This is a genomic window from Kitasatospora sp. NPDC051702 (assembly GCF_040681575.1).
Lineage (GTDB): Bacteria > Actinomycetota > Actinomycetes > Streptomycetales > Streptomycetaceae > Kitasatospora.
The window spans coordinates 114463-127401 of sequence record NZ_JBFAZB010000006.1 but is presented as its reverse complement, the minus strand read 5'-3'; the positions used below and the strand labels follow the sequence as shown (position 1 = coordinate 127401).

The following is a 12939-nucleotide window of genomic DNA, read 5'->3' as shown; positions in this document are numbered from 1 at the left end:
GTGCGGATTCGGCGAGGTGTCCGGGGTGCGGTGCTGGTGGCGGTGGCGGCGGCGGTGCTGGCCGGGTGCGGGGACCCGGCGGCGGACCCGTCCGTCCGGCACACCAACCGGTTGCACACGGAGAGCGAGGCCCGGCCCGGCGACTGGGTGCGGGCCCCCTACGACCGGTTCGCCCTGCTGGTCGAGGAGAGCGGCCGGACCGCGGACCCCGGTGGGACCGGGTGGCGCGGGGTGGTCCGGGCGTACACGCCGGCGGCACGGGGCGAAGGCACCCTGGGGGAGGTGCTGTGGACCGACGACACCGTCTACGCGAACAAGCGGGACCGTCCGCACTACCGCTGGCAGGAGGCCGGCCGGCAGGTGTGGATCCTCACCGACCGGATGAGCACCGACGCCGCGGACGAGGTGCGGGTGGTCGAGGCGGGCGCCGACGGGGTGTGGCGGAGCCGGACGCTCGCCGCGGACCAGTACCCGACCGTTCCGGGGGACGTCCTCACCGGACTCCCCGCGGGGTTGCGGGAGCGGATCGGGGGTGGGGGCGGGGCGGGGTCGTGATCCGTGCAACGGGGTCGGGATGCTGACAGGGGGCGGGCGGGGCGGCACAATCGGGCACGTCCGCGCGCATTACCGCCCGGTAGGTGCCCGCGGGCACAGCCGCCAGTGCCGCCAGGTCGAGGAGGACCCGTGTTCAGCACGATGCAGGACGTTCCGCTTACCGTCGCCCGGATTCTGGAGCACGGGTCCACCATCCACGGCCGGTCCACCGTCACGACCTGGGACGGCTCCGGGCCGGTCGTGCGCACCTACGCGGAGGTCGGGGCGCGGGCCGCGCAGCTCGCCTGTGCGCTGCGGGACGAGCTGGGCGTGACCGGGGACGACCGGGTGGCGACCCTGATGTGGAACAACGCCGAACACCTGGAGGCGTACCTCGCCGTCCCGGCGATGGGCTCGGTGCTGCACACGCTCAACCTGCGGCTGCCCGCCAACCAGCTCTCGTTCATCGTCAACCACGCCGCCGACCGCGTGATCATCGTCAACGGCAGCGTGCTGCCGCTGCTCGCCGCGGTGCTGGGGGACCTCGCCCCGACGCTGCGGCACATCGTGGTGAGCGGCCCCGGCGACCGCTCGCTGCTGGCCGGCTTCGCGGGCACCGTGCACGACTACGAGGAGCTGATCGCGGACCGGCCCACCGCGTACCCGTGGCGCTCCGACGTCGACGAGCGGCAGGCCGCGGTGCTCTGCTACACCTCCGGCACCACCGGGGACCCGAAGGGCGTGCTCTACAGCCACCGCTCGGTCTACCTGCACTGCCTGCAGGTCAACACCGGCGACAACTTCGCGTTCACCCCGCGGGACACCGCGCTGCCGGTGGTCCCGATGTTCCACGTGAACGCCTGGGGCATCCCGCACGCCGCCTTCATGTCCGGCGCCAGCCTGCTGATGCCGGACCGCTTCCTCCAGCCGAAGCCGATGGCGGAGATGATCGCCGCCGTCCGGCCCACCGTCAGCGCCGCCGTCCCGACCATCTGGAGCGGCCTGCTGGACGAGCTCGACGCGGGGGACTACGACACCTCCAGCCTGCGCATGGTGGTCATCGGCGGCAGCGCCTGTCCGCCCTCGCTGATGGAGGGCTTCGAGGAGCGCCACGGCATCCGGGTGGTGCACGCCTGGGGCATGACCGAGACCTCGCCGCTCGGTTCGTTCGCCCAGCCGCCCGGCGGCCTGACCCCGGAGGAGGAGTGGCCGTACCGGGTCACCCAGGGTATCTTCCCGGCCTCCGTGGAGGCCCGGCTGATCGGCCCGGGCGGCGAGCGGATGCCGCACGACGGCGTGGCGGCGGGCGAGCTGGAGGTGCGCGGCCCGTGGATCGCGGGCGCCTACTACGGCGGCGCCGGGCAGGACCCGCTCCGCCCGGAGGACAAGTTCTCCGAGGACGGCTGGCTGCGCACCGGCGACGTGGGCACCATCACCGCGGACGGCTACCTGACGCTCACCGACCGGGCCAAGGACGTCATCAAGTCCGGCGGCGAGTGGATCTCGTCGGTGGAGCTGGAGAACGAGCTGATGGCCCACCCCGAGGTGGCCGAGGCCGCCGTGGTCGCCGTCCCGGACGAGAAGTGGGGCGAGCGCCCGCTGGCCACCGTGGTGCTGCGCCCGGGGGCCTCGGTGGGGCTGCCGGAGCTGCGGGCCTTCCTGGCCGGGCGGATCGCCTCCTGGCAGCTGCCGGAGCGCTGGTCGATCGTCGAGTCGGTGCCGAAGACCTCGGTGGGCAAGTTCGACAAGAAGGTGATCCGGGCCAGCTACGCGGCGGACGAGCTGGACGTCACGGTGCTCGGCAAGGAGTAGTCCGCGGGTCGCCCGCAGGCTGACGGAAGGGCCCGTCGCACCGGACTTCCGGTGCGGCGGGCCCTTCGAGCGTGCTCAGCCGGCCGCGGGGACGCCGGCCTCGCCCATCGCGCCGATCCGACCGAGCAGGTCGACGATCCGGGACTGGACGTCCGCGCTGGTCGAGCGCTCGGCGAGGAACAGCACCGTCTCGCCGGTGCGCAGCCGGGGCAGTTCGCGCGGGTCGAGGTCGACCGAGGTGTAGACGACCAGCGGGGTGCGGTGCAGCCGGTCGTTGGCGCGCAGCCAGTCGAGCAGGCCGACCCGGCGGCGGCGGATCTGGAACAGGTCCATCACCACCAGGTTGGGCTGCACACTGGCGGCCCGGGCGACGGCGTCGTTCTCGTCGGTGGCGTGCTCGACGTGCATGCCGCGCCGTTCCAGGCTGCTGATCATGGCGGCGGCGATGTCCGGATCGCCCTCGACCAGCAGGACGCGCGGGGCGTGGTGCTCGCCGTCGCGGGGTGCGAGGGCGCGCAGCAGGACGGCCGGGTCGGCGCCGTACGCGGAGTCCCGGGTGGCCTGGCCGAGGCCGGCGGTGACGAGCACCGGGACGCGGCTGTTGAGCGCGGCGGTGCGCAGCGACTGCAGCGCGGTGCGGGTGATCGGGCCGGTCAGCGGGTCGACGAAGAGCGCCGCGGGGAATCCGGTGGCCTGCGCGTCCACCTCCTCGCGGGAGCGGACGATCACCGGCTGGTAGCCGCGTTCCTGCAGGGCCTGCCGGGTGGCCGGGTCGGGCTCGGGCCAGACCAGCAGCCGGCGGCCGCCGCCGTCCTCCGGAGCGCCGGGCGCACCGAGAGCGCCGGGCGCACCGAGCGGAGCGGGAGCACCGGGCAGGGCGGGCGGACCGGCGGGCAGCGACGGCTGCTCCGGGACGGCCCGGTCGCCGCCGGCGGGCAGTGCGGCGGGCAGCGCGGCCATCGGACGGGGCGCCGTCCTGGCCTCGACGGGGACGGGCGGCTGCGGCACGAGGGTGGGCACCGGCGGGCCGGCGAGCGGACGCGGCGGGGCGAGCTCGGCGAGACCGCTGCCGACCGGCTGCGGGCCCGACTGCTCCTCGGCGGCGGGCAGCGCGGGGCGGGCGGGCTCCAAGGCGGCGGGGGCGCCCTGGACGGGCCGGTCCTCCTGGGGCCCGTGGGCGGGCGGTCCGGCCGGGGTCTCCGGGGCGGGCCCCGGCGGGACGGCGAGTCGGCGGCGGCGCCCGGTCGGCGCGGCGGCGGGTTCGGCCGCCACGGGCGCAGGCCCGGACGGCAGCGCGTTCTCCAGGCCGGGGTAGACCGGGGTGTCGGCGAGCCCGGGCAGGGCCGGTCCGCCGGGGGCGTCCTCGGCGGCGGGCAGGGCGCGGCGCCGGCGGGGCTTGGCCGTGCCGTCGGACGCCGGGGCGCCGTCCGGGGCGGGGGTGCCGGCGGCGGGGGTGCCGTCGTCCGGGGCGGTGCCGGGGCCGAGGGCGAGCGGTTCGCGCCCGGCGGGGCGGTTCTGCCGGGGGCGTTCGCCCTCGACGGGTACGGCGTAGGCGGGGCCTGAGCGGCCGTCGTCCTTGCCCCAGGGGTCGCGCTGTGCGCCGTCCGGGCCGGCCAGGCCCTGGCGACCGTACGCGGGGTCGTTGCCGGTGCCGTTCCACTGCTCGGGGACGGCCCGTTCGATCCGGGCGGGGGCGTTCGGCCACTGGTCGGCGGGCGTGCCGGGGTCGGTCGGCGTGCCGGCGGCGGGGGCCTCGGGGGTCTCGGCGGCGGGCCGGCCACGGCGGCCGCGCCGCTCGGTGGCGGGTTCCTCGGTGGTCCGCTCGACGGCGGGGGTCTCGCGGCCGGGCTGCTCGCCGCCCTCGCCGGAGCCCTCGGCGGCCTCGGCCGGACCGTCGCTGCTGGGCAGCTGCGGGATGCCGGGCAGCTCGGGCAGGACGGCGCTGTCGCTCTCCTTGGGCCGGTCGGAGCGGCCCTCGGCGCCCGCGCGCTCGGCGGCGGCCTTCGCGGCGGCCGGGTCCAGCGGCAGCTCGACGACGTAGGTGGTGCCGGCCTTGCCGGGCAGCTCGTGCGGCTGGAGCACGCCACCGTGGCGCTCGACCACCGCGCGGGCTATCGGCAGGTGCACGGGGCTGCCGCCGAGGCCGGGGCCGCGGATCTCGACCCGGGCGACCTCGCCGCGCTGGGCGGCGGCCAGGACGACGGTCGGCGGCTCGGGCGGCACCGGCACGGCCCCGCCGTTGGGGCCGGGCGCGGCCAGGCCGGGGGAGGGGGTGACGGGGGCGTCCAGGGCGAGGCCGATGCCGCTGACGTCGGCGACCAGGTGGGCGAGCGCCTGGGCGAGCCGGTGCTCGTCGGCGATCACCTCGACGGCGGCGGCGTGCACCGAGAAGCGCACCCGGCCGGGGCCGACCAGCCCGCCGGCCTCCTCGACGGCCCGCCGGACCACCTTGTCCAGGGCGACGGGCACCCGCCGCTCGGAGGGCCGGCGGCCGCCCTTGGCGTCCTTGGTGTCCTTGCCGTCGCGGCCGTCCGCGAGGCCGCTCTCGCCGGCCTCGGCCCGCTGGTGGGCGAGCACGCCGTCGATCAGCCGACCGAACCGGCGGCACTCGTCGGCGAGCCGGCGCAGCGTCCAGTTGGCCTCCGGCCAGAGCTGCCCGGCCGGGTCGGCGGCGAGGGTGTCCAGCCGCTCGTTCAGCGCGGTCAGCGCGCCGCCGAGTTCGCTCTCCAGGACGGCGGTGAGGTGGTCGTTGCGGGCGACCAGGGCGAGCTCGCGGCTGCGGTCGGTGAAGGTCATCACCGCGCCGACCAGCTGGTCGCCGTCCCGGACCGGGGCGGTGGTGAGGTCGACGGTGACCGGGCGGCCGTCCTTGCGCCAGAGCACGGTGCCGCGCACCCGGTGCTTGCGGCCGGAGGTCAGGGTGTCCAGCAGCGCGGACTCCTCCAGCGCGAGCGGGGTCCCGTCGGCCCGGGAGTGCTGGATCAGGGGGTGCAGCTCGCGGCCGCCCAGCTCGCTCGCCCGGTACTCCAGGATGTGCGCGGCGGCCGGGTTGACCAGCACGCAGCGGCCCTCGAGGTCGACCCCGAGGACGCCCTCGGCGGCGGCGCGCAGGATCATCTCGGTCTGCTTGTGCTGGCGGCGCAGCTCGGCCTCGACGCCGAGCCGGCCGGAGAGGTCGCGCACCAGCAGCAGGAGCAGGTCGGTCGCGGAGGAGGCGCGGGAGCGCTCGTCGCGGTACGGGTCGTAGGGGGCGAGCGCGTAGCCGCGGCCCTCGCTGACGCCGTCGTCGGGGAAGTCGTTGCCGGAGACCTCGACGGGGAAGGAGGTGCCGTCGGTGCGGCGCGCGGTCATCCGGACCGGGCGGTCGGGCTCGTCGCCCTCGCGGGCGGCCGGACGCATCGAGCCGGGGATCCGGCTCGGGTCGAACTCGGGCAGGAGGTCCAGCACGCCCATGCCGACCAGCGAGGTGCCGGGCGCCTGGAGCGCCTGGACGGCTGCGCTGTTGGCGTCCACCACCGTCCCGTTGCTGTTCACCAGCAGCAACGCGTCGGGCAGGGCGTCGAGTATGGCGGCGAGGCGAGCAGCGCCTCGGATCGGCCTGCTGCTCACGTCGACAGGTCTCCTCGGCTCAGGGCAGCTCCTCCGGAGACGGCAGTATCTCATTCTTCTTTGCGGTGGGGACGACCCGCCTAGTAACGTTGGCGGTGGTTGGTGCCGAACCCCGCGGTTGTGGCATCATCACAGGCACACGGAACGGGTCCGCTCAGGCGGGCTTGATCCTTGTGGAGGAGGCTTCGCCTAGTCCGGTCTATGGCGCCGCACTGCTAATGCGGTTTCGGGGTTATTCCTGATCGAGGGTTCAAATCCCTCAGCCTCCGCCGACCGGGAGCCCCGCCGACGATCTCGTCGGCGGGGCTCTTTCGCATGTCCGGACCCTCGTACGTCCGGCCGGGTCCGGCCGGGTCTGGCCGGGTCCGGCAGGGTCCGGGCCGGTGCGGGCCGGGTGCGCGGGGCGGTCCGGGGCCGGTCCCGGCCGGGGCCGCCGGGGGGCCCGGATCAATCGATTTCGCCCCGCGTCGCAGGTCATGTAATGTTGTCCCCGCACCGCCCCGGTGGCACTGTTCACCAGGGCGAGCGCTCATAGCTCAACGGATAGAGCACTTGACTACGGATCAAGAGGTTGCAGGTTCGAATCCTGCTGAGCGCACCACAACTCCGCAAGATCGGGTTCGCCCGTTCCTTGCGCTCATAGCTCAACGGATAGAGCACTTGACTACGGATCAAGAGGTTGCAGGTTCGAATCCTGCTGAGCGCACCATCGAGAAGCCCCCGGCCACCGGCCGGGGGCTTCTCCGTTTCCGGGGCGCTGCGGCCCCCGGTGGGCCGGGCGGGTGTGCGGTGCGGCCCCGTTCCGGCGGGTTCCCCGGCTGCTTCCGGCGGGACCGCCCGGGTCGTTCCGTGCCGCCGTCCAGTGGATGAAATGGGGCTGTTTCGGGTACATCCCGTCCTGCCGCTCGGATGACCTCCAATCGGGTGGGATGGGGCCAAAAGCGCAGGTGTCGCAGTATGACCGGTCTGGGATCGTGATTCCGTTTTGTCGGATCTTGTGCCCAGACTGCCCGGCACCCCGGCAGCCGATCGCGAAGGAGAGCCGGATGAGCCGACAGTTCCCCCGCACGGCCACCTCCCTGGCCCTCCTCGCGGCCGGACTGCTGACCGGCTGGAACGCCCCGTACTCGGTGGCCCAGCAGTCTCCTGACGCCTGGTCCGGGGAGCACCGGGCGCTGCTCCCCTCGGGGCTCTCCGTCCAGCTCGACTTCACCGCCTCGCCGGGCGTCTCGGTGACCGCCGAACCGGGCGAGCTCGACGAGCGCGCCGGAGGGGGGCGGGCGGCCGGACTGTACGCGGACGGAACGCGCCCGGGCGACCCCGCCCAGACCTTCGCCGTCGCGGAGGACCGCCCGCAGACGGACGGTTCCTGGCGCACCGTCGGGACGCTGCAGCTGACGTTCTCCCGACCGGTCCGAAACCCCCGGCTGCACCTCAGCGGGCTGGCCGCCGTCGCCACCGGGAAGAACGGCACCACCAGCACCGCGGCCCGGCTGACCCTCACCGGCGGCTCGCCCGCCGCCCCCGCCCTGGTCAACCGCACCGACTGGCCCGGCTGGACGGTCGACGCCAACGCGCTCGCCCCCGCCGCCGACGGCGGGTCCGACGGCAGCGGCGGCTCCGCGGCCGAAGGCAGCCTCGAACTGGCCGGCACCTTCCGCACCGCCCTCCTCCGGGTCGAACAGCGCTCCACCGCCCGGGGCGGCAGCACCACCGCCCCGCCCGTCCTGCGCCAGGCGTACACCGTCACCGTCGACGAGGACCTCGGCACCGCCCCGCAGGGCTACGGCAACGCCTCCCACGTGGTCTCCGACCTGTTCCTCGGGGCCGACGCCGCCAACCCCACCCGGCGGGCCCGCCCCGTCGCCCCCGCCCCGGCCGGGGCGGGCGACGAGCCGCTGGTGGAGCTCGACCACGGGGCGGCCCGGCGCAGCGTCTTCGCCAGCCCGCTGCCGCCCAAGCTCCAGCCCGGCCGCGGCGAGTACCAGGGCGCCGACCCGTCGATCAGCTTCCCGACCGACGCCGCGATCGGCCACTACTACCGGGTCACCGTCCCGGTGGCGGTGGACGACCAGCCCGCGACCCTGGCCGGCTGGATCGACTTCGACCGCAACGGCCGCTTCGACCCCGCCGAGCGGGTGCAGACCGAGGTCCCGGCCGGCGCCGACACCGCGACCCTGGAGTGGACGGTGCCCTCCGGCGCCGCCTCCGGCGACACCTGGGCCCGGCTGCGGATCGCCCGCGAGGCCAGCCAGCTCGTGCCCTCCGGGGGCTTCGCCGACTCCGGGCAGGTCTCCGACCAGCGGATCAGGCTCACCGTCGGCGCCGCCCGCCCGGAGATCGCCGAGCCCGTCGACGGCACCGCCCTCGCCGACGCCCGCCCACAGATCCGCGGCGAGGGCGCGGTCGCCGGCGCCACCGTCGAGATCCGGGACGGCGACGCGGCCCTCTGCCGGGCCAGGGTCGAACGCGGCGGCGACTGGTCCTGCCGCCCCGGCACCGCGCTCGCCGCCGGGCCGCACACCCTCACCCCGGTCGAGACCACCAGCGGCGGCGTGGTGCTGCGCGGCGAGGCCGTCCGGGTCACCGTGAAGACGGCGCCGCCCGCCGCGCCCTCGCTCACCCTCCCGGAGTACACCAACGACCCCGGGCTCCAGCTCACCGGCACCGGCGAGGCGGGCAGCACCGTCTCGGTCGCCGACCAGCGCGCCGAGCTGTGCAGCAGCGCGGTGCGGGCGGACGGCCAGTGGTCCTGCCTGCCGGTCGAGAACCTGGCGGACGGGCGCCACCTGCTCACCCCCGTGGCGGTCGACGCCGCCGGGAACCGGACGGCCGGGCGGGCGGTCGCCCTGGTCGTCGACACCGTCCCGCCGGACCGGCCGGTGCTCACCTCGCCGGCCGCCGGAGAGACCGTGCGGGTCAGCCGGCCGAAGCTCGCCGGGCGGGCCGAACCCCGGGTGAACGTGCTGGTCACCGCACGGGCCGGGGGCGCGGCGTCCGACGAGCGGACGGTGCTGTGCGGCGCGACGGCGGCCCTCGACGGCAGCTGGACCTGCACGGCCAACCGGGATCTGACGGACGGGGAGCAGTGGCTGGTCGTCACGGCGACCGACCTCGCGGGGAACGGTGCGGCGGCGGAGCCGGTGCGGGTCCGCGTCGCGGCCGCGCCGGTGGCGCCGAGTCCGGTGTCACCGGCGCCGGTGACACCCGGTTCGCCGGCGTCCGGGTCGTCGGCGTCGAGCCCGGTGGCGTCTGCGGCGGCGTCGAGCCCGGTGGCGTCTGCGTCGGCGGTGCCCAGCCCGCTGGCACCGAGCCCGGCGGTGCCCAGCCCGGCGCCGTCGAGCCCGACCGTGGCGACTCCGGCGGTGCCGAGCCCCGTCGCGTCCGTCCCGGCCCCGGCGAGTGCGCTGGCGGTGCCGAGCCCTGCCGGGGTGGTGCCGACGGCTCCCTCGGGGAGTCCGACGGCGCCGAACCCCTCCGCGGCCCCGGCCGCTCCGGAGGTGTCCTCCGCTCCCTCCGGGCCCGGACCGGTGGTGACGGTGCCGGAGGTGATCGCGCCGCTGCCGGCCGGGCTGCTGCCGATCCTCGTCCCGCCGGCCGCGGTGGTGCCGCCGCAGCCGGCGGTGGCCGTGCCGGCCGTGCCGGTGCCCACGGGCCCGGTGGCCTCCGCGAGCCCCACGGCCTCCGCCGCGGCGGCTGCGCCGACCGCTGCCGCCGCCCTGCCGTCCGCCTCCGGCCCGCCGAGGCCGGGCGCCGCCCCCACCCCGAGCGCCGTCCCGACTCCTGCTGCTGTCCCGGCCAAGAGCGCCGTTGCCACCCCGAACACCGTTGCCACCCCGAGCGTCGTTCAGCCCCCGGGCCCGACCCCGGCCCAGCCCCCGTCCTCGCCTCCGGCACCGCTCTCGACGGCTACCGCGGCTGCGACCCGGAGCACGACCCCGAGCACGACCCCTGCGGTGCTCCCGACCCCGATGGCCGAACGGGACGCCTCCGTCCGCGCCGGGGGCCGCCCGCTGCCGGCGCCGCCGAGCACGGAGCCCGTCGGGTCCGCCGCCGAGGCCTCGCAGGCGGCGGCCGAGCGGTCGGCGTCGAGCGGCTGGCGGGGTGGGCTCGCCGGGGGCCTGCTGGTGCTCACCGGCATCGGGCTGATCACCCGCCGGGTGTTCGCCCGGGGCCCCGGTGCCCGCAGACGCTGATCCGTCCACCGTCCCACTGACCGGCGCTGACCTGCGTCGATGCCCCTGACCATCCCGACCATCCGTTCATGTGCCTGCGCGTCAGGTCGGCTTCGGACGATACGTCAGTAAATGTCGACACACCTCACCTTAAATGTCGCATTTGATGACGTATGAACTTAGCCTGGCCCTGGCACTGCCCGTCAGATCCGGGCCGCCCGTTGCGCGACACACCGACCCCGAGGATCCGTGCATGGACGTCACCCGCGATTCTTCGCAGCGACCCGACACCCCGCCCGAGGCGCTCCCCCCGGCCCAGCCGGAACGTTCCGCCTCCGGCTCCAGCGCGCTCGTCAGAACCACGGCCGCCAGGCCCTCCGGCGCCACCCGGGCGGCCGGGACGGCGGGCCCGGCCGACGGCGGTCCGGCGACCACCCCGCTGGCCGTCGTCCCCGGCCCGGCCGTCGGCCACCCCGCCGACCTGCGCGACCCGCTGGAATCGGCCGGCCCGGAGACCGTCGAGCTCCCGGAGGTCACCCCGGCCGGCGCCCCCGCGGCCGCCACCTCCCGGCGCCCCCCGCGGGCCGACCAGGCGCTGCGCGAGACCCCCGCCACCGCCCTGCCGGGCTGGTTCGCCCTGCTGGTGGTGCTGGTCGGCACGATCGGCGTGGTGCTGGTGCTGCTGCGCGCAGGCGTCATCCCGCACTGGGACGTGCTGCCCGACCTGCGCAGCACCGCCGTACGGGCGAGCGGCCGGGCCGAGGCCGACCCCGCGTCGGTCGCCGCGGTCGGCGCCGCCGGTCTGCTGACGGTGCTCACGCTCGCCGGACTGCTGGCCAACGCCGGCGGTGAGACCCGGGTGCTGACCCGCTGGGGCCGTTACCGGGGCACCGTCCGCCGCACCGGCCTGGTCTGGGTCAACCCGCTGCTGCGCCGGCGCCGGGTGGACGTGCGGCTGCGGCACTGGCGCAGCGAACCGGCCAAGGTGGTCGACCGCACCGGTACCCCGATCGTCGTCCGGCTGCTGGTCGTCTGGCGGGTCAAGGACACCGCGCGGGCGCTGCTGGCGATCGACGACCACGAGGGCTACCTGCGCGAGCAGGTCCAGGCGGTGCTCACCCGCACCGCGTCCCTCCTGCCCTGCGACAGCAACGCGGCGCCCGGGCCGGCGCTGCGGGACGGGCAGTGGTTCGCCGACGAGCTCACCAGGGCGCTGGCCGCCGAGGTCGCCCCGGCGGGCCTGGAGGTCTACTCGGCGCAGCCGCTGGCGCTCGACTACGCGCCCGAGGTCGCCGAGTCGATGCGCCGGCGCCGGCTGGCCGACCTGGACGCGGGCCTGCGGACGGTGCTGGTGGACGACGCGGTGGAGGCCGCGGCGCTCGCCGTCCGCCGCCTGGAGCGCGCCACCGCGCACGAACTGGACGAGGCCGCCCGCAGCGCCCTGATGGAGCAACTGCTGGTCGCCTTCGTCGCCCCGGCCGGAGTGGCCGCCTCGGTACCGCCCCCGGCCGCCCGGGCCGGGCGGAAGGAAGGACGACCCGCATGAGGATAGCCACCGGCGCCTACGCCGATCCCGATCCCGGCCTCGACTTCGACGCCGACTTCGACGCCGACTTCGACGCCGACTTCGACGCCGACTTCGAGTCCGGCCTCGACGCCGGGCCCGCGGCCGACCTCGACGCCGAGCCGGACCGCGGCCTGATCGGCTTCGAGGAGAGCACCGGAAGCATCCCCGCGATCGCCGGTTGCGGCTGCCCGAACTGCGCGGCGCGGCCGCGTACCGCCCGGACCGCGACGGCGGGCGGCGGCAGCCGAATACACCGGGCCGTCCGGACCACCTGCCTGGCCACCACCGTGCTGGCGGCCGCAGGAGTCGTCGGCCTGACGGCCGGTGCCGGCGCCGCGCACGCGGCCCCCGGCAAGCAGGGCTGGGACGGGTCGAAGTACTGGTTCAGGAACAGCAGCGGCGAGTGGCGGTGGACCGGCCACTACGACGTCTACCTCAGCCGCACCGGCCGGTCCGGGGGGTCCGCCGGTACCGCCGGGACCGGTGGCTCCGCCGGCAAGACGGCCACGGCGTCCAAGGTCCCGGCCGCGTCCTCCGGGATCCGCCAGGGCTGGGACGGCTCGAAGTACTGGTTCAGGAACGGTGCCGGCGAGTGGCGGTGGACCAGCCACTACGACGTCTACCTCAGCCGCACCGGCCGGTCCGACGACGGTGAGGCGCCCTCCCGGCCCGCGGCCGCGTCCTCGACGGACGACGAGCAGGGCTCCGGCAGTGTGGCGGCGGCCGTCGACTACGCGCTCGCCCAGCTGGGCAAGCCGTACGTGTGGGGCGGTGACGGGCCGTCCGGCTTCGACTGCTCCGGCCTGGTCCAGCAGGCCTTCCGCCGCAGCGGGATCAGCCTCCCGCGGGTGGCCGACGACCAGTACGCGGCCACCACGCCGATCAGTGCGGGCCAGCTGCGCCGCGGTGACCTGGTGTTCTGGTCGGACACCGGCCGGGCCTCGGGGATCCACCACGTGGGGATCTACCTGGGCGGCGGCACCTTCGTGGAGGCGCCCAGGCCGGGCCGCACCGTCCGGATCGCCGCCCTCGACCCGGGCTACTACCCGACCCACTTCGGGCGGCCGTAGCCGGCGGGCGGCAGTCGTGGGCCCCGGCGGGAGCGATCCCGCCGGGGCCCGCTGCGTGCTCCGGGGTTCCGTCGAACCCCGACCCGCCCCGAACCAGCGGCCGCCCCGCAGCAGCGGCCGACGGCCGCTCGTGCCGCGGGCCGCGGGCGCGACCGCAGGGCCCGGCGCCCGC

At 76.4% G+C, this 12939-nt stretch carries 6 protein-coding genes and 3 tRNA genes; 8 read left to right on the top strand and 1 reads right to left on the bottom strand.

The features are described 5' to 3' along the window. A complete protein-coding gene (locus tag AB0N04_RS08100) occupies nucleotides 1-555 on the top strand; it encodes a hypothetical protein (RefSeq protein WP_360205715.1) in 555 nt (184 codons plus the stop codon). Between the two features lie 129 nt (nucleotides 556-684). Further along, nucleotides 685-2346 (top strand): long-chain fatty acid--CoA ligase, encoded by a 1662-nt coding sequence (locus AB0N04_RS08095; protein WP_360205712.1) that lies wholly within the window; start codon nucleotides 685-687, stop codon nucleotides 2344-2346. Between the two features lie 75 nt (nucleotides 2347-2421). On the opposite strand, the gene AB0N04_RS08090 is transcribed toward AB0N04_RS08095, so the two are convergent. Then, on the bottom strand, nucleotides 2422-5955 hold the full coding sequence (locus tag AB0N04_RS08090; RefSeq protein ID WP_360205709.1) for a PAS domain-containing protein: 3534 nt from the start codon (nucleotides 5953-5955) through the stop codon (nucleotides 2422-2424). Between the two features lie 178 nt (nucleotides 5956-6133). Here AB0N04_RS08090 and AB0N04_RS08085 point away from each other — a divergent pair. The 6 genes from AB0N04_RS08085 (at nucleotide 6134) to AB0N04_RS08060 (ending at nucleotide 12767) form a co-directional block, all read left to right on the top strand. Beyond that, nucleotides 6134-6224 (top strand) — tRNA-Ser (locus AB0N04_RS08085). A gap of 256 nt (nucleotides 6225-6480) precedes the next feature. Next, nucleotides 6481-6556: transfer RNA gene (locus AB0N04_RS08080), tRNA-Arg, on the top strand. 32 nt (nucleotides 6557-6588) lie between these two features. Further along, a tRNA-Arg gene (locus tag AB0N04_RS08075) sits at nucleotides 6589-6664 on the top strand. 337 nt (nucleotides 6665-7001) lie between these two features. After that, nucleotides 7002-10151 carry an Ig-like domain-containing protein gene (locus AB0N04_RS08070; RefSeq protein WP_360205707.1) on the top strand — a complete coding sequence of 1050 codons (3150 nt, stop codon included), beginning with the start codon at nucleotides 7002-7004 and terminating at the stop codon, nucleotides 10149-10151. A 232-nt stretch (nucleotides 10152-10383) separates the two neighbouring features. Further along, nucleotides 10384-11676 carry an SPFH domain-containing protein gene (locus AB0N04_RS08065; RefSeq protein WP_360205704.1) on the top strand — a complete coding sequence of 431 codons (1293 nt, stop codon included), beginning with the start codon at nucleotides 10384-10386 and terminating at the stop codon, nucleotides 11674-11676. Further along, complete coding sequence (locus AB0N04_RS08060) at nucleotides 11673-12767, top strand: C40 family peptidase (RefSeq protein ID WP_360205701.1); 1095 nt, start codon at nucleotides 11673-11675, stop codon at nucleotides 12765-12767. The genes AB0N04_RS08065 and AB0N04_RS08060 overlap by 4 nt, the downstream gene beginning before the upstream one ends. Nucleotides 12768-12939: the final 172 nt, after the last annotated feature.